18 protein-coding genes and 2 pseudogenes are annotated in these 17676 nt (G+C 42.2%); 4 read left to right on the forward strand and 16 right to left on the reverse strand.

Going from position 1 to position 17676, the window contains the following annotated elements:
• Positions 1–171 precede the first annotated feature (171 nt).
• Positions 172–516, forward strand: a pseudogene (locus ACE3PQ_RS03950) (acyl-CoA synthetase); the annotation flags it as partial.
• 105 nt (positions 517–621) lie between these two features.
• Here the strand turns inward: ACE3PQ_RS03950 and yjgA are convergent.
• From yjgA to mazG, 9 genes are all read right to left on the reverse strand, one after another.
• Positions 622–1155: a ribosome biogenesis factor YjgA gene (yjgA, locus tag ACE3PQ_RS03955; RefSeq protein ID WP_374295406.1), complete on the reverse strand. Its 534-nt coding sequence runs from the start codon at positions 1153–1155 to the stop codon at positions 622–624.
• 2 nt (positions 1156–1157) lie between these two features.
• Entirely contained in the window at positions 1158–1427 is a 270-nt protein-coding gene (locus ACE3PQ_RS03960) for an HPr family phosphocarrier protein (protein WP_241570695.1), read from the reverse strand.
• Entirely contained in the window at positions 1424–2275 is an 852-nt protein-coding gene (gene rapZ, locus ACE3PQ_RS03965; RefSeq protein ID WP_374295408.1) for an RNase adapter RapZ, read from the reverse strand. The genes ACE3PQ_RS03960 and rapZ overlap by 4 nt, the downstream gene beginning before the upstream one ends.
• A gap of 160 nt (positions 2276–2435) precedes the next feature.
• Positions 2436–3278 carry a pantoate--beta-alanine ligase gene (gene panC, locus ACE3PQ_RS03970; protein ID WP_374295410.1) on the reverse strand — a complete coding sequence of 281 codons (843 nt, stop codon included), beginning with the start codon at positions 3276–3278 and terminating at the stop codon, positions 2436–2438.
• A gap of 51 nt (positions 3279–3329) precedes the next feature.
• Positions 3330–4136, reverse strand: coding sequence for a 3-methyl-2-oxobutanoate hydroxymethyltransferase (gene panB, locus ACE3PQ_RS03975; RefSeq protein ID WP_374295412.1), 807 nt, complete (start codon positions 4134–4136; stop codon positions 3330–3332).
• A 107-nt stretch (positions 4137–4243) separates the two neighbouring features.
• Complete coding sequence (gene folK, locus ACE3PQ_RS03980) at positions 4244–4849, reverse strand: 2-amino-4-hydroxy-6-hydroxymethyldihydropteridine diphosphokinase (protein WP_374295414.1); 606 nt, start codon at positions 4847–4849, stop codon at positions 4244–4246.
• Positions 4846–6351 carry a polynucleotide adenylyltransferase PcnB gene (gene pcnB / locus ACE3PQ_RS03985; RefSeq protein ID WP_374295416.1) on the reverse strand — a complete coding sequence of 502 codons (1506 nt, stop codon included), beginning with the start codon at positions 6349–6351 and terminating at the stop codon, positions 4846–4848. Before pcnB ends, folK begins: the two co-directional genes overlap by 4 nt.
• Before the next feature lie 134 nt (positions 6352–6485).
• Positions 6486–6977: a ComEA family DNA-binding protein gene (locus tag ACE3PQ_RS03990; RefSeq protein ID WP_374295418.1), complete on the reverse strand. Its 492-nt coding sequence runs from the start codon at positions 6975–6977 to the stop codon at positions 6486–6488.
• Complete coding sequence (gene mazG / locus ACE3PQ_RS03995) at positions 6964–7746, reverse strand: nucleoside triphosphate pyrophosphohydrolase (protein ID WP_374295420.1); 783 nt, start codon at positions 7744–7746, stop codon at positions 6964–6966. Before mazG ends, ACE3PQ_RS03990 begins: the two co-directional genes overlap by 14 nt.
• Before the next feature lie 169 nt (positions 7747–7915).
• On the opposite strand from mazG, the gene ACE3PQ_RS04000 reads away from it, so the two are divergent.
• Positions 7916–8686, forward strand: a complete 771-nt coding sequence (locus ACE3PQ_RS04000; RefSeq protein WP_374295422.1) for an SDR family oxidoreductase — start codon at positions 7916–7918, stop codon at positions 8684–8686.
• A gap of 44 nt (positions 8687–8730) precedes the next feature.
• On the opposite strand, the gene ACE3PQ_RS04005 is transcribed toward ACE3PQ_RS04000, so the two are convergent.
• Together ACE3PQ_RS04005 and ACE3PQ_RS04010 are read right to left on the reverse strand one after the other, a co-directional pair.
• Positions 8731–9447 (reverse strand): glutamine amidotransferase, encoded by a 717-nt coding sequence (locus tag ACE3PQ_RS04005; RefSeq protein ID WP_374295479.1) that lies wholly within the window; start codon positions 9445–9447, stop codon positions 8731–8733.
• Between the two features lie 37 nt (positions 9448–9484).
• Positions 9485–10132, reverse strand: coding sequence for a trans-aconitate 2-methyltransferase (locus ACE3PQ_RS04010; RefSeq protein WP_374295424.1), 648 nt, complete (start codon positions 10130–10132; stop codon positions 9485–9487).
• Between the two features lie 192 nt (positions 10133–10324).
• On the opposite strand from ACE3PQ_RS04010, the gene ACE3PQ_RS04015 reads away from it, so the two are divergent.
• Both ACE3PQ_RS04015 and ACE3PQ_RS04020 read left to right on the forward strand, forming a co-directional pair.
• Positions 10325–11848, forward strand: a complete 1524-nt coding sequence (locus ACE3PQ_RS04015) for a fumarate hydratase (protein ID WP_374295427.1) — start codon at positions 10325–10327, stop codon at positions 11846–11848.
• A gap of 263 nt (positions 11849–12111) precedes the next feature.
• Positions 12112–12639, forward strand: a complete 528-nt coding sequence (locus tag ACE3PQ_RS04020; RefSeq protein WP_241570706.1) for a DUF2059 domain-containing protein — start codon at positions 12112–12114, stop codon at positions 12637–12639.
• 100 nt (positions 12640–12739) lie between these two features.
• On the opposite strand, the pseudogene ACE3PQ_RS04025 reads toward ACE3PQ_RS04020, so the two are convergent.
• The 5 genes and pseudogenes from ACE3PQ_RS04025 to ACE3PQ_RS04045 form a co-directional block, all read right to left on the reverse strand.
• A pseudogene (locus ACE3PQ_RS04025) lies at positions 12740–13489 on the reverse strand (DUF2846 domain-containing protein).
• Positions 13490–13697: 208 nt separating this feature from the next.
• On the reverse strand, positions 13698–15011 hold the full coding sequence (clpX, locus tag ACE3PQ_RS04030) for an ATP-dependent Clp protease ATP-binding subunit ClpX (protein ID WP_374295430.1): 1314 nt from the start codon (positions 15009–15011) through the stop codon (positions 13698–13700).
• A 27-nt stretch (positions 15012–15038) separates the two neighbouring features.
• Positions 15039–15644 (reverse strand): ATP-dependent Clp endopeptidase proteolytic subunit ClpP, encoded by a 606-nt coding sequence (gene clpP, locus ACE3PQ_RS04035; protein WP_374295432.1) that lies wholly within the window; start codon positions 15642–15644, stop codon positions 15039–15041.
• Between the two features lie 365 nt (positions 15645–16009).
• Positions 16010–17089: a DUF475 domain-containing protein gene (locus ACE3PQ_RS04040; protein ID WP_374295434.1), complete on the reverse strand. Its 1080-nt coding sequence runs from the start codon at positions 17087–17089 to the stop codon at positions 16010–16012.
• 103 nt (positions 17090–17192) lie between these two features.
• Positions 17193–17663: an Lrp/AsnC family transcriptional regulator gene (locus tag ACE3PQ_RS04045; RefSeq protein WP_241570711.1), complete on the reverse strand. Its 471-nt coding sequence runs from the start codon at positions 17661–17663 to the stop codon at positions 17193–17195.
• Positions 17664–17676 lie beyond the last annotated feature (13 nt).

Here is a 17676-nt window from a genome sequence, read left to right on the forward strand (position 1 = left end):
GATCTCGAAAAATTCCATATCAATCTGTTGTATTGTTTTTAAAACCTAATCAAAGAACTGATTCGTTTTTCTCGACTAAAGTCGCAGTGAGTAAATGCACACATACTTTTACCTTTATTGACATGATTAAAAACCACTTAAGGGAATCATAATGGTGAAGGCTTATGATGAGTAACCGATCGCTCCAAAGATGTCATCATCTCAGGTGGTGAAAACATCTCCTCGCTTGAGGTGGAGGAAGTGCTCTACCGTCATCCTGCGGTGATGACGGCAGCTGTAGTTGCTAAGCCTGATCCAAAATGGCAAGAAGTGCCATGTGCTTTTATCGAGTTAAAGCAAGGCGTGGAAGTGAGTGTGGATGACTTGCTTGCGCACTGTCGCAATGAATTGGCTCGTTTTAAAGTGCCCAAAGAGATTGTGATTACGGAGATCCCAAAAACTTCGACAGGGAAATTGCAAAAATTCATTCTACGGGATTGGGCGAAGGAGCGTGCTCAAGCTGAGTTTGGAGAATAGCGCCATCTCCTAATGATTTAAAAAATTGAATCACTGAAAAACAATAAACCCCGAAATGATTCGGGGTTTATACTGTATTGAGCATTCAAATCGACTTTGGTAAATTTACTCAGAAATTAACGCTACTTGTTGCACATAGTTAATTATATTTTGTTTTAAGCTATTTGAGGTATCTTCATCGACACCTTGCTGTGCATCACGTTGATAGCGTAGCACATGCTGTCTTAAGGTATGGCGTTCTGCTGCATTATATTGTTTACAGAACTCATTAATCGCTGAATCGCCTTGTTCAATAATCCGATCAACCCAACGCATCAGTTGTGCTTGTTTTTTTGCACCCTGCTTTGGCACTAAGAAACTCAGTAGCATGGTTTCATCTTCATTTCTGAGCAGTTTGCCAATACGTTGAAATTGGCGACGGCGTGCTTCAAAAGAACTGATACTTTCCAATTCTAAAAATGCATCGACTAATCGTTCATCAACAGGCAATTTTTGCAGTTGTTTTTTCGGCAATTCTGCCAGTTGCTCGGCAAGTGCTGCCATACGTTGCACATGGCGTTTCTGTTCCGACTTACTGGCTCGACCTTCGAGCAAATCTTCAAAATCACCTTCGGTATAAGGGCGTTGACGTTTAGCCATGATTATTCGCCCTCGTGAAATTTTGCAGCAAAAAGTGCTTTGATTTCTTCACAGGCTTTTTCTTCATCTGTACCATCGACCACCAGCCGCAAGGTCGTGCCTTTGCCTGCACCAAGCATGAGCAGAGACATGATATTTTTGGCATCAATCAATTCTTTACCCTTCCCCAACTGGATATTGGAGCGATATTTACTCGTGACCTCAATGAGTTTCCCCGAAGCACGTGCATGTAAGCCCAATTTATTGATTACGTCTAAACTCGTGTCGATCATGACCAGTGCTTCATTTCCCGATGCAATACCTGAACCGACCATTTTGCCTGAAGCGCTTTGGCAAGTCTATCAACAAAATATACCGAGCGGTGTTGACCGCCAGTACAACCCAAAGACACGGTGATAAAATGACGATGCCCTTGGCTAAAAATCGGCAACCATTTTTCTAAAAATTGATAAATATCATCATACATGGCATTGACTGTATCATCAGATGCTAAAAATTCCTGCACCTGTTTATCTAAACCTGTATAACTCCGTAGCGTATTATCCCAGTGAGGATTGACTAGGTGCCTTAAGTCAAATACATAATCTGCATCCAAAGGTACGCCATGTTTAAAGCCGAACGACTGTAAAATAACAATGAGCTTATCGCCCTGACCAAGTTTCACGGACAAGGTGTGACGAAGTTCATGTACAGTTTTATTGCTCGTATCTATCGTCATCGTTGCACGTCGATAAACTGAGTACAGCAAATCCTCTTCAACCCGAATACATTCCGTCAATGTTTCATAACGATGTGCTAGAGGGTGTGGACGCCGTGATGAGGCGTAACGAGAAACGAGAACTTCCTCACGTGCTGTTAAATATAAAACTTCAACCGTACCAAGCTTCCGTAGCTCATCTAAGACTTCATCAATTGAGATTTGCTCAGGCTGTAAATTACGAATATCCAAACCCAGTGCCAGTTGATCCATTGCTTGATCTGTACTGAGTTTACTCACAATTTCAGGCACTAAAGACAACGGCAAATTATCAATGGTATAAAAGCCTAAATCTTCTAGAACCTGCAACGTCGAAGTTTTTCCTGAACCCGAACGACCTGTGACAAGCAATATCTGTTTCATGACAATGGTTTCATCGTGATGGTTTCATCGTAAAATCTGTGTGATAACTCGTTTCTGTTGTCGTACTGCGATATTTATATTTTTCTCACATTGCTAAAATATCAGCCCAAACTCAAAACTGTGTTAGTTTTTTGCACAATTCATTTACAGAAAGTTTAGCTTAAGCAAATTTGACCAAGAGATTATCAATCAATCGTGTATTACCAAGTTTGGCTGCAATGAATAAAACAATATCTCGGTCAAACACATTCACAGCCTCTAAGTCAGGCGTCAAAGCTTCAACATAGTCAATTTCAAAACCTGCTTTCGTTAAATTCGCTTCGATACTTGCCAAAACTTCTGCCAACTGTGTTTTTTTACGTAAGGCCTTTTCTGCATCCGTCAAACTTTGATAAATTTTCGGTGCAACTTTGCGTTGCAAGTCAGTGAGATAACCATTGCGTGAACTCAGTGCTAGACCGTCTTCTGCACGAGCGATCGGCACACCAACAATATCAATTGGAAAGCTTAAATCTCGTGTCATCTGACGAATCACTGCCAGTTGCTGCCAATCTTTTTGCCCAAAAAATGCCGTATCAGGTTGCACAATATGAAACAGCTTGGTGACGACTGTCGCCACACCATCAAAATGTCCTGCACGAGAGCGACCACAAAGCACCTCTGTGATTTCACCCACCACCACTGCTGTACGACGTGGTAGATCACCATACATCTGCTGAACTGATGGTGCAAACAGCACATCACAACCCACTTCCGCCAAAAGCTGACTATCAGCTTCTAAAGTTCGAGGATAATTGTCAAAATCTTCATTTGGACCAAATTGAATTGGATTGACAAAAATACTGACCACGACCACATCACACAGCTTTTTCGCCTCACGGACAAGGTTTAGATGACCTTGATGCAGATTCCCCATGGTCGGCACAAAGCCAATGGTTTTACGAGCCAATCTTGCAGGAGATAGCGCAGCATTCAAACTTTGTATTGTGGTTTCAGTCTTCATTTTTTACTCAATTTATACTGTTCAAAATCTACTATCCAAATGATAAAGCGACTAAAGCTCAACTTGGAAAGTATGTTGTTTTGCTGGGAATGTCTTATCCAATACCGCTTGATGGTAGGCTTTAATGGCATCAACGATTGCATTCTCCCCAGATTGCTCGCGCATAAAGTTACGCACAAAACGTGCCACTCGACCAAAGGTTAAACCTAACATATCTTGGATCACCAACACTTGACCGTCGGTATCCACACCCGCCCCGATACCAATCACTGGTACAGAAAATTTTTCTGCCACCTCTTTTGCCAAAGCCGCAGGCACACATTCTAATAATAGCAAAGCAGCCCCTGCATCAACAACTGCCTGACAATCTTCCAAAAGCTGATCTGCCGCAGAGCGTGTTTTTGCTTGCAACTTATAACCGCCAAAGACGTTTACCGACTGTGGCGTTAGACCCAAATGCACACAAACAGGCACGCCATTTCGAGTAAGACTACGTACCGCATCTGCAAGCCATGCCCCGCCTTCGATCTTCACCGCATGCGCACCAACTTGCATGACTTTACGTGAGTTGATTAAAGCATCTTCGACCGTGGCATAACTCATAAACGGCAAATCTGCCATGATAAAAGCATGTGAATTGGCACGAGCAACATTTTGCGTATGGTAGACCATATCTTCAATATTGACAGGTAACGTCGAATCATGCCCCTGAATAGTCATGCCGAGCGAATCACCAATCAAAATCGTATCGACTTCTGCAACTTCTAAGGCTTTGGCAAAACTCGCATCATAACAAGTCAAACATGAGAACTTGCGACCTTCTGCTTTAAAACGTCTTAAATCAGTCAGACTAATCATGTGGCTCTTCCTCTATCGCAAAAATCGTATCTCTAAATATCACTTATCTAAAATCATATGCCATGAATATTATCTTGACATGTCAGGAATCATGAAAATAACACAACTCAAGTGTACTTCTCAGCAACTTTAAACAATTGATCATGAAACCATGCTTTCTGAATCGCATTCTGGTTAGGCAAATCAGAAATCGCATGTGCTGTTGGATTTTGAACACATGGCAAATCAGATAATCTAACTTCGCAAATCGTCGCCTGTCGCAACACATCAAGCAATGGTAACAGCACAAAATCACGTTCCATTAATCCGACGTGTGGTACATTCAATCGCGGATGCTGTATCTGAACTTGATCGTATAACAGCAAATCCAAATCCAGTGTACGCTCGCCCCAATGTCGTTTGCGCACTCGTCCTGCATCGAGTTCAATGGATTGTAATTGATCTAACAAATCTAAAGGCGATAATGTAGTAACCAATTCAACCACTGCATTAAGATAATCTGGTTGATCTTGCGGTCCCATCGGCGGACTAGCGTAGAGTCGAGATACTCGAACTTGACCTATCTTAGATAAAGCTTCGATCGCAAAACGCAAATAGGCAAGCCGATCCCCCAAATTACTCCCTAAACCAATATAACTGGTGTGACCTGCTTCTGTGTGATCTACTTGTGTGCAATCTGCTTCAGTCTGAATGTCTTGAGCGGAAGCAATCATTGCGTTGGTCCAAATACCACTTGCGATAAATCACGTTGTACACGGCGACGACGTGTAATCGGATGACTATTTTGATTCGTACCTAAATCATTTGAACGACGATCATTGGCACTGTTTGAACTGTTTCTCGAGCCGTTTTGCATTGTATTGTTCGCACTTTGCTCAGCTTGTGGCGCTGAAGATGCACCATTACGCTGTTTAGCACGACGTGCAGCACGGCGATTCACCTCCGTTTCCAGCACTAAAGGTACAAATTCTTCAGGTTCATCCGCTGTGGTCTTTTTATGCTGACGGTTGAAGTTGCGCTTATAACTGGCAATGGCTTTTTCTTTTTGATCATTGCTGAGCTCTTGGAATTGTTCCCACCACTCGCCCATGCCTTGAGTCCCAGTATCACCTGACTCTTCACGTAGTAATAGAAAATCAAATCCTGCACGAAACTTGGCATGTCCTACCAGGCTCATAATGTGTTGTGGCTTTGGTCTGATCAATCGAGATTGCATCTCCCACACTTCACGGATAAAAGTTTCCGCAAAACGTGGAATAATGGTACGTGACGCCTGACGTTTCAATACATCAATACCTGCTTGCGCACGTGCTTCCGCCTCGATCACACCACGACCACGATAAAAATCGGCACGCTCTAAATAAGCTTCCCACAGCAATACCGCATAGAAAAATGCAGGATTAATCGACTTACCAATTTGAATACGCTGATCGGTATTGAACGCCGCACGTTGCATAAAAGTGGTAATTTCAGGTTTTACATCAGCGAACATCTGACGCCAAATATGAAACTTGATCAACAATGGGAGCAATTGTTCCAAACGTCCCATCGAGAACATTTTTTGTGATTCATCATAGAGTCGATGTGGCGACACTTCACGCAGTTGCTGTGCACAGGCTTCATCAAACACTTTGAGAATACTTTGATCAATCTGAAAACCAAGTTTAGCGGCAAAGCGCAACGTGCGAAGCATACGCACAGGATCTTCTTCAAAGCGCTGACGAGCATCGCCGAGTAGTTTTAATTTCTTATTTTGAATATCGCTATAAGCATTGCAAAAATCCAGCACTATACCGTCACGTGGCTGATAGTACATCGAGTTAATGGTGAAATCTCGACGTGCAAAATCCTGCTCAATCGTTCCCCAATTATTATCTCTTAGAATCATGCCTGATGAACTGGTCACAGCTTTTTTCGGTGGTGCACGGAAAGTCGCCACCTCGATCATTTCTCGTCCAGAATGCACATGTGCCAATTCAAAACGACGACCAATAATACGACAGCGACGACCAAATACTTGTTTGATCTGCGCAGGCGTCGCATTGGTCACCGCATCGAAGTCTTTTGGATGCTCACCGAGCATCAAATCACGCACACCACCACCAACGATATAAGCGTCATATCCCGCTTTGCTAAGGTTATCAATAATGTCTAAAATGGCAGGGCTGAGTTGTGAAGTGGATAGTCCACATTTAGAGGCACGCAAAGTTTGCAAAGAAGCTGGCTCCAGATTGGAATTTAGCTAAAAAGATAAATCAAAAAATACGCCTTCATCATAGCTTTATCTAAGTTAAAGGGCAATTTCTTTATCTAAGAATTACTGAAATTTAAACAAAGCTGATATTTGATTTAAGGTTTTAATCGGATTCTGGAACGATTTTTTGCCAAAGTTTTCTCACCGATGCCCTTGACCTGTATCAACTCATCCACTTTTTTAAAATCGCCATGTTGCTTTCGATATTGCACAATGGCTTGGGCTTTTTTGCGTCCAATACCATCCAATTTTGCCGTGATTTCTTGTGCAGTGGCTTGATTGATATTAATCGACACTGCCTCACCAAGTCGTTGTGGCTGTATTTGAGTGATGGTCGAATCTGCAACTTGCGGTGTCGTTGTATGGTGTGGTGTGGTCAATAAGCTTTGTGGCGCACTTTGAAGCGTTGTCGAACGGGATTGTTGCTCTTTTAAGTGCTGTTCCATTAAACGCTGGTCAATCCGCTCTTGTCGAGCTTTCCATTGCTCAAAACTTAGAGTGGTTTTGGCATGCACCATCCCTGCACATAAACTACAGAATCCGAATAACAGTACAATAATTTTTAAGCAGAATTTACTGACGTTCATGTGCTTTGGCTTTATCCCAAAGTTGATCAAGCTGTGCCAAATCACATTGCTCTGGTGTCAGGTTTTGCTGTGCTAAAGCTTGCTCAATATAGGCAAAGCGTTTGCGGAATTTGGCAATCGTGCCATGTAAAGCCTGATCACAATTTTGATCAAGCTTGCGACCGACATTAATCAAGGCAAAAATACAATCGCCCAACTCTTCTTGAATGTGCTGAATATCACTGGTTTTTGTGGCTTCACGAAGTTCTTGTAATTCTTCATCAAGCTTTAGCCAAGCACCTTCAACATCTACCCAATCGAAGTTTAATGTCGCTGCATACTGTTGAATCTTCTGCGCTTGATCAATACTTGCGCCAACTTTCACTTTCTCCAATCGACTGACTGCTTTAGCTGTTGACGATTTTTGTTTTAATTGTTGTTCTTGAGCTTTGATCTGTTGCCAAAGCTGATTAACACCTGCTTCATCTAAATGTTGAAAATTCGGATCAAAGACATGCGGATGACGGCGAATCAATTTTTCATTCAATGTATCGACAACATCTTGAAAATCAAATGCACCCTGCTCTGCGTACATTTGCGATTGAAACACCACTTGCAACAGTAAATCACCAAGCTCTTCTTTGACGTGCTCCACATCCCCTGAGCGAACAGCAGCATCGACCTCATAAGCTTCTTCAATGGCATATTTCGTCAGACTTTCAGGCGTTTGTTTCTGATCCCACGGACATTCTTGTCTGAGTGTTTGCATCAAATCTAATAAATCTTGCATTTTTCTCTAACACCATCTCTAATTTTTTTTGGTCTTTTGGGGATTCTACTTTACGTCAATTCTGCCCAACTTAGATTGTGATTATGACATTGTTTCCACATCATCTTCTATGCTAAAACGATCCTAACAATCAATGACATTGACTATTATCAAGACGGATCATCATATCATGGCAAAACGGATTTTTATTTCAGGTGCAGCTCAAGGCATAGGTGCAGCTATTGCCACATTTTTCCATCAAAACAAATGGATTGTTGGCATTTATGATCTTGATCAAGTAAAAGCACAAGCCCTAGCTCAATCGCTCGGCGATGGCGCTTTTGCAGGTGAGCTCAATGTGATTGATTACTCATCTTGGCAAAATGCTTTGGCTGATTTCGTCAAGCATGGCGGTGGGCTTGATATTTTGGTGAATAATGCAGGGATCTTATATTCTGGTGCATTTGAAGATACGCCAATCGAGGCACATCACCGTACAGTCGATGTCAATGTCAAAGGCGTGCTGAACGGCTGTCATGCCGCACTCCCATACCTCAAACATGCAAAAAATGCTCGAGTGATTAACCTATCTTCAGCTTCAGCGATCTACGGACAAGCAGATTTAGCATCCTATTCAAGTAGTAAATTTGCTGTACGTGGTATTACCGAAGGGTTGGATATCGAATGGCGCAAACACGGCATTCGTGTTTTTGATGTGATGCCTCTATTTGTACAGACCGATATGGTGACTGACATGGATGCAGGATCTATCAAAAATATGGGCGTCAACTTGCAACCGAATGATATTGCCAAAGCCGTGTGGAAACTCGCAACAGGACATACATTGCTTAAAAATACACATCACCCAATCGGCACTTCGACCAAATGGATGTACCGTTTAAGTGCGATGAGTCCACAACTGATCAATCGACTGAGCAATATTTATCTCACACGTAGATAAGTAAATATTGGAAATTTGATGTGCTTTTACTTGTGTATTTTGAATCACTGTAAAAGCGCACCGATCTCATCAAGCCACTCCCTTAACAGTTTCTCACCCGCTTGCGCTAATGTCGCACCAAATCGTTGATTATCTGCACGTAGTTTTGGAATATCAATTTTGGCGTGATTGAGCTCACTACAATGCCCAATTAACCATTGCTCAAAACGGTTTGTATCCGCTTCAGGGTGAAATTGCATCGCTAAAATATGTTTACCCATCGCAAAGGCTTGATGCGGATAATGCTCAGAACTTGCCAAAAGCGTGGCACTTTTTGGTAAATCAAAAGTATCACCATGCCAGTGTAATACATTCACATCGTGTAAGTGTTTCAGTGGACTAGCGAAGCCTTGCTCACTGAGTTGTAAAGTAGACCAACCGATTTCTTTAACATGCCCTGCATAGACCTTTGCACCACTTGCCGCAACTAACAATTGCGCGCCCAAACAAATGCCTAATGTGGGTAATTGATTTTGAATACGGTTTTTCAGCCCATCAATCTCTTGCTGTAAATACGGATAATTATCCGTTTCATAGACACCGATTGGACCGCCCAACACCACTAAGATTGCTTCATCTTGATAAACCAACTCAGGAATATTCACACCCGCATGGTAGTAGCGAATCTCAAAACCTTGTGATTGAAACACCTTGCCAAAACTGCCCAAATCTTCAAAAGCAAGATGTTGGATCACGTTGATATATTTTTTGCTTTCCATCATTTTATTCACAGCATCACTCACAAACTATTTTTTAGGACTAAATTTTCTGCGCCAACCACACGGTATGCCCTGCACAATCAGCATCGTTAGCGACCATCCCTAGGACTAGAAAGTCGTGTTGCGCCAACAATTCACGATACTCATCAGGCGACAGATTAGCATGGTATAAGGCTTCGTCGAACATCTCACCGATTGCTTCGCCATCACTTGGACCTGATGTAAACATCAACATCGTGCCGATTTTGGAAAATTGCTGAAACTGTGCAAACATTTGCCGTTGATCATCCGCAGTCAGATGAAAAAAACTATCCCATGCCAAGATACCATCGAAAATAGAATCCGTATTGTAATTAGCATTTTCATTGAGCTGAACATTTCTCATATCGCCAAGAATCCAGCGATGATTCGGATAATTCTCCATCGGAAAATTTTGCTGTGCCATTTCCAACATCACTTCGGAACTATCCACACCAGTGATTTCACAACCTTTCTCGCTTAAATAACGTGCAATCGGTACACCCGAACCACATCCTAAATCCAATACTTTTGCATTGCTTGGCAATTTTTCACAAAAACGATCTAACCAAGACTGCTCATACAAATATTCACCTCGCAGCTCAGTCCACACTCGTCCGTATTTACGGTAGAAGTCGATGATATTTTTTGCAAGGTGTTGATCGCTCATACAGTTTTGTCTATTGGTTTATCTGGTTATTTAAGTCAATGATTATCACTTGTCCTGACACAGTCAGATTCAGCGAATATTTTCACCAATATACTCCGACCTTTAGCGCAGTTCACCCATTTTTTCACCACAAGGCGGTGAATTTCTCGTATAATTTCCTGCGCTAGCTACCTGCCCGCAAAAGAGATTTATATGACGACCATTATCAAACAAGATGACTTGATCACTTCGGTCAAGGATGCCCTGCAATTTATTTCTTACTACCATCCCCAAGATTTTATCCAAGCCATGAGCCGTGCTTATGACCGTGAACAAAACCAAGCAGCAAAAGATGCGATTGCGCAAATCTTGATTAACTCTCGTATGTGCGCAGAAGGTCATCGCCCAATCTGTCAGGATACTGGTATTGTTAATGTCTTTTTAGAAGTTGGTTTGGATGTCAAATTTGACTTGACTATGAGCCTAGACGACGCGGTCAATGAAGGCGTGCGTCAAGGTTATTTAGAAAGTAGCAACGTACTTCGTGCATCTGTTTTGGCTGATCCTGCATTCGGTCGTAAAAATACCAAAGACAATACGCCTGCGGTGATTCACTACAAACTCGTCCCAGGCAATACCGTTGATATTACTGTGGCTGCCAAAGGTGGCGGTTCGGAAAATAAATCAAAACTCGCAATGCTCAATCCATCTGACTCAATCGTCGATTGGGTGTTGAAAACTGTCCCAACAATGGGCGCAGGTTGGTGTCCGCCGGGTATGCTCGGTATTGGTATCGGCGGCACAGCAGAAAAAGCTATGATGCTCGCCAAAGAATCGTTGATGGAAGAAATCAACATGGACGAGCTACTGCGCCGTGGTCCACAAAACAACATCGAAGAACTTCGTATTGAAATCTTTGAAAAAGTAAACGCACTCGGTATCGGTGCACAAGGTCTTGGTGGATTGACCACTGTACTCGACATTAAAATCAAAGATTATCCATGTCATGCCGCAGGCAAACCAGTCGGTATGATTCCAAACTGTGCAGCGACTCGTCATGCACATTTCACTTTGGATGGTTCTGGCCCTGCACATATCCAAGCGCCAAAACTTGAAGACTATCCTGAAGTGACTTGGGATACCTCAACGTCGAAACGTGTCAACTTGGATACCATTACCCAAGAAGAAATGAATGCGTGGCAACCGGGTGATACCTTATTGCTCAATGGTACGATTTATACAGGTCGTGATGCAGCGCACAAACGCATGGTCGATATGCTCAATAAAGGTGAAGAACTTCCTGTCGATCTGAAAGGCAAATTTATCTATTACGTTGGCCCAGTTGATCCAGTTGGTGATGAAGTGGTCGGTCCTGCAGGTCCTACGACTGCAACTCGTATGGATAAATTTACTCGTCAAGTGCTTGAAGCAACTGGTTTGTTCGGCATGATTGGTAAAGCGGATCGTGGTCCTACCGCAGTGGAAGCAATCAAAGATAACCAAGCGACTTACTTGATGGCAGTTGGCGGTGCGGCGTATCTCGTGTCTAAAGCGATTCGTGAAGCAGAAGTCGTTGCCTTTGCTGATCTTGGTATGGAAGCCATCTATAAATTTGTGGTTGAAGATATGCCTGTATCTGTGGCGGTGGATGTCAACGGTACATCGGTACACGCAACAGCACCGAAAATCTGGCAAGCGAAAATTGGAAAAATACCAGTGGTGGATGCAGCGAACTAATTAGTTCAAGCCATTTGGAACGTCATAAAGCACGACTTCGGTTGTGCTTTTTTATTCTCCTTAGATGCTCAAATGACAACGAATCCAAAAATGTTAAGTTACGAGAACGGATAAAAAACAGCATAAAAATGAGATTAATGGATGAAATTACCGCTTATCAGCTTATTTAGGTCACATCTCTAGAAAATAATTGTACTTTGATCACATTATGCTATGTTGGAATTCATAGCTATTGCTTTTGAATCTCGAAGAAGGAACAGGTCATGCTGGGAATTAAGCCTCTAAATTTTGTCTTATTACTCACAAGTGTATTCATTACACCTACGGCAATTGCCACTCCTGCAAAAGCAAGCTCTGTAGAACATCTACTACAGCTTTCAGAAGTAGATGTTGTCATTCAAAGCACTTTGGCTGAATTACACCCTCATTTTGAAGCAGAATCTGAAAGTATTATTTTGAGAATAACAGGCAGTGATCAACTTGATGCACAGCAACTCATTGCATCACAAGAGATCGCTCAATTGCTTTTTGATACCACGAAGCAGATCATGACTCAGCCTCAAGTGAAGCTCAAAATCAAAGACATTATGCAAACCGTCTATACTGAGGAAGAAGTGCAGGCTTATATCAAGTTCTTGAGTACGCCTGAAGGTCAATCTATCAATCGAAAAGAAACAGAAATCGTCAATCAAATGCAAAACTACTTTCAGAGCCTCGCAGAAAATAGCTTCCATACAGCGAACTTTGAACAGAAGCTTGAAGGTGTCGTGACACGGTTAATGCAACCATAAGCCATATCATCCATAAGCTAGACCACTCTAATCAACACATTGACAAAAAAAGACGCCTCGGCGTCTTTTTTTATCTTCTATAACTTTTAGACTCTAGAGCTTACCAAGTCAGCGGATTCCATATCTCAAATGGCTTACGCAATACGAGGCGTTCTTTGTCAGAGAGCTCATCCTCATCCACTTTTTGATATTGACCTTGATGAATATTGCCCGCTAACGCTACAGGCTCAATATCATCATATTTGACAAAACTAATTCCTGGGGATTTCAGCTGTGTTTCCATGATTTCACGCAAACCAAGTTGCTCTGACATCAGATAAAATGGTTTTTTATAGCTACCACCTGTACGGAAACCTTGCTCTTCATATTTAATATAATAAGTCTGCCCTGCCTCTACATCAAAGTCGAGCAACTTCGGTTTTTGAAAATGCATATTCATTAGAGGATGACTTGAACTGAGGCGATAGCTTCCAGCAGGGAGTTCAACCTAATAATAGTGGTTATTAATCAAGCTTGGAATACGTTTTCCATTTAAGAAAAAGTTTGGCGCTGCAATTTCTTGTCTATTCCACTGCGTATATGGTCGATACAAATAGACCATTGCTGCTTCAGGATGGCGAATATTGACAGGCTGAAAGCTTTGACCCGGCGTCTGATTGACCCACGCACCCAATGAAAATCCACCAACATGGTATTGCTCAAGCAAGCCTGGTTCTTTACTCAAATCCACATCAGGTAAGGTTGAGTTATTTGGCGCTTGGTCGGTGGTAACTTCTTCTTTATGATCTTTATGCCATAGCTTATTCCACAGCGACGAGTGCTCTTTCCCCGTTGATGCGCATCCCACCATGATGGAGGCACAGATGACAATCTATAAATAACGCATGACTTCCCTCTAGCGTGCTTTTCTTTTTTTAATCCTTCGTGGGTTTTTAAAACGCCACAACACCAACATCAATGTGGTTTGATGCAAGCTTAACATTTCAATCTTATTTTGCAAACAAAAAACGCATGAACAGATCATGCGCTTTTTAAAGAAAATTTATCAACTGGAAAATTTAAGCAGAACGTTGATCATTCACAACTTTCAAATCAACAGATGGCTCATCTTCTTTTTGGGCTGTTTTGGTTAGGCGTTGCTTAGCCAATACTGGCTTCGCATTGTCACGAATCACCTCTTCGGTCACCGTGACTGTACCAATGTCTTTGCTACTTGGCAGATCGTACATGGTATCAAGCAAAACATTTTCTAGAATCGAACGTAGACCACGTGCACCTGTTTTACGTTCTAATGCTTTTTTCGCCACAGCACGTAATGCCTTATCTTCAAAGATCAGATCAACATCTTCCATCTCGAATAAATACTGATACTGACGAGTGAGTGCATTTTTTGGTTCTGTGAGAATTTGCATGAGTGCAGCTTCATCCAACTCTTCCAAAGTCGCAATGACAGGCAAACGACCAATAAACTCTGGAATCAAACCAAACTTGATCAAATCTTCTGGTTCAACTTCACGGAATAATTCACCAAGCTTTTTCACTTCGTCCTTTTTCTTCACTTCTGCCGTGAAGCCAATACCACCTTTTTCATGGCGTTGTTGAACGATCTTATCCAAGCCAGCAAATGCACCACCACAGATAAAGAGGATATTCGACGTATCGACTTGGATAAACTCTTGCTGCGGATGCTTACGCCCACCTTGAGGTGGAATAGAGGCGACAGTACCTTCGATCATTTTTAACAAAGCTTGTTGAACACCTTCACCCGATACATCACGAGTAATGGATGGATTCTCAGACTTACGAGTAATCTTGTCGATTTCATCAATGTAGATAATACCTTTTTGGGCTTTATCGACATCATAATCCGCTTTTTGCAGCAACTTTTGAACGATGTTTTCAACATCTTCACCGACATAGCCTGCTTCGGTCAATGTCGTTGCATCCGCCATCGCAAAAGGCACATCCAATAAGCGAGCAAGCGTTTGAGCAAGCAAGGTCTTACCCGAACCTGTTGGCCCAATCAGCAAAATATTACTCTTAGAAAGCTCAATATCGGCTTTTGCACCGACTTGTTGTGTAATCTTCAAGCGTTTGTAATGGTTATATACTGCGACGGACAGTGTCTTTTTCGCCCAGTCTTGACCAATCACGTATTGATCCAAAGCCTCACGAATCTCTTGAGGTTTTGGCAACGGACGTGATGCCCAATCACCTGACTCAACTTGTTGACTGGTTTGCACCAAATCAAGGCAGACATCGACACATTCATTACAGATATAAGCATCTTCGCCAGCAATTAACTTGCCGACTTCTGATTGCGCTTTACCGCAAAATGAACAGCTTTTTTGTCCTTTCGTTGTTTCGGACATAGACACTCCAAATTCGATCGATCAGGGTTATGGACGTTTGCTGAGTACTTGGTCAACAAGTCCATAGTCTTTAGCAGCTTGTGCAGTCATGAAGTTGTCACGATCTGTATCACGTGCAACAGTTTCATAATCTTGACCACTGTGTGCTGCCATCAAGCGATTTAAACGCTCTTTAATATATAAAATTTCACGGGCATGGATTTCGATATCAGAAGCCTGACCACGAAAGCCACCCAACGGTTGGTGAATCATTACTCGAGCATTCTCAAGGCAATAACGCTTACCCTTTGCACCCGCATTCAATAAAAATGCACCCATAGATGCCGCTTGCCCCATGCAATAGGTCACCACATCTGGTTTGATAAATTGCATCGTATCATAGATCGCCATACCTGCTGTGACCGAGCCACCCGGTGAGTTGATATATAGATGAATATCTTTATCAGGATTTTCCGCTTCTAAAAACAACATCTGCGCCACGATCAAATTCGCCATATTGTCCTCCACTTCACCAGTGAGGAAAATTACACGCTCTCGCAATAAACGAGAAAAAATATCGAATGAACGTTCTCCACGTGAAGATTGTTCAACCACCATTGGAACGAGCGCATTATCAACACTTGGGACATACATAAGAATATTATTTCCTTTAATCTTTATATAGCGATGAATGCTGTATATGCGTCTAGATCTGCAAAATTCAAGTCATTCATGTTGTTCGAATCTTGCAATATAACTTTGAATACAGACTTCATCAAGCACTGCCCTTTATTTCCGTGCAAAAATAATGCAGAGCTTACATTTTGACATACTTTTTCAATGCCAATTTCTGATTCCTATTACTATCTTAGCTTTTGAATGATGTAACAAATAGCATCTTATCTAGTCCTAAAACAAAAAGAGCACCGAAGTGCTCTTTTCTGATAAGTAAAACCGACCTAGATTCGACTGATCACGATTTGATAGCTAATATTGATAGCTAATATTAATAGCCAGTATTAGCTACTGGGCTTTGCTTGCTCACGCTTTCTATACGCAATAGATGAGAAGACCGCCCAAACAATAAAGATGATCCCGATCAAGCCTGTCACCAACTCAGGCACATGCACGCCTGTACCACTTGCGAGCATAATCACTGCCAATGCGCCGATCGCATAATGCGCACCATGCTCAAGATAGATATAGGCATCAAGCGTGCCTTTATCGACAAGATAGATGGTCATTGAACGGACAAACATTGCACCGATCGCTAAACCAAGCATGATGATCACCACATCATTGGTAATCGCAAAAGCGCCAATCACACCATCAAAGCTAAACGAGGCATCAAGCACTTCGAGATAGATAAATCCACCCAAGCCACCTTTCATGATTGCCTTACCGACTTCAGCGTTGCCGTTGCCTTCTTCACCCTCTTCAGGGCTTCCTTCAAGCAGATGGCCAATGACTTGTACGCCAACATAGACCACAATGCCCCAAATTCCCGCCATGATTACGACCAATTTTTGTGCTTCAGGCACTTGCCCTGCCAAGATGATCAAAGCAATTAAGGAAATAAACACCGATACCGCAGGAATGCTGCCGAAGTGCGCTGATTTACGTTCAAGCCAATGGAACCAATGTGTATCTTTCTCATCATCGAACATGAAGTTTAAAAATACAAGAAGTAAGAACATACCACCAAAAGCCGCAATCTCTGCATGATGCGCCATCAATTTTGCAGAATATTGATCAGGGTCATTGAGGGCTAAACGTGCCACTTCCATCATACTCATGTCCGCAGTAACGCCAACGATAAGTAGTGGGAAAACCAGTCGCATACCGAACACAGCAACCAAAATACCAACGGTTAGGAATAGCATTTTCCAAAATGGATCCCAACCCTTGAGCACAGAGGCATTGACCACCGCATTATCAAAAGAAAGAGAAACTTCCATCACCGCAAGAATCGCTGTGATCGCCAACGCCTTGAGCATGGTTTGTACACCTGCTTCCGCACCGTGTGTATATCCCCAATAGGCTGAAATCGCTAAGCAGATGATGGTAAAAATAATTGAAAAACGAAAATGTTTAAGCATATTGTTTGCCTACAAACAATTCTAAGAAAATTGCCTGCATCATACACTACTACTGCTTTTTTTAAATCTACTGCGTTCAACTTCATCTATAAAATTGTGGATACTAAATTCGTTGCAACAAGCCTGTCGCATTCAGCACATCATATTTCTTAATCACAAAACTCGAATGCAATGCCACCACATTGTCGATCTTACCCAATCGCTTGAGTAGCACATCACTATAATTGTCCATATCTCTTGCCACAACTTCGAGTAAGAAATCTGCCGACTGACCTGTGATTAAAAAGGCATTGGTCACTTCTGGAATGTCTTCAACCGCTGCTAAAAATCGCTCAAAAGTTTCACTATCATGACGGCTTAACGACACTTGCAAAATGGCATGTAGACTAAAGCCAAGCTTTTGATAATTAATTTCACGTTTGATCTTGCCAATAATCTGACGATCCATCAAATTTTTGATGCGACGATGTACCGAGCTCACCGATAGATGAATCCGCTCTGATAGCTCATTCAGATTCATATCCTCATGACTCAATATTTCGATGATTTGTTTATCGTATTGATCGAGTTCCATGATGGCTCCGTAT

This window comes from Acinetobacter sp. (assembly GCF_041911495.1).
Classification (GTDB): Bacteria; Pseudomonadota; Gammaproteobacteria; order Pseudomonadales; family Moraxellaceae; genus Acinetobacter.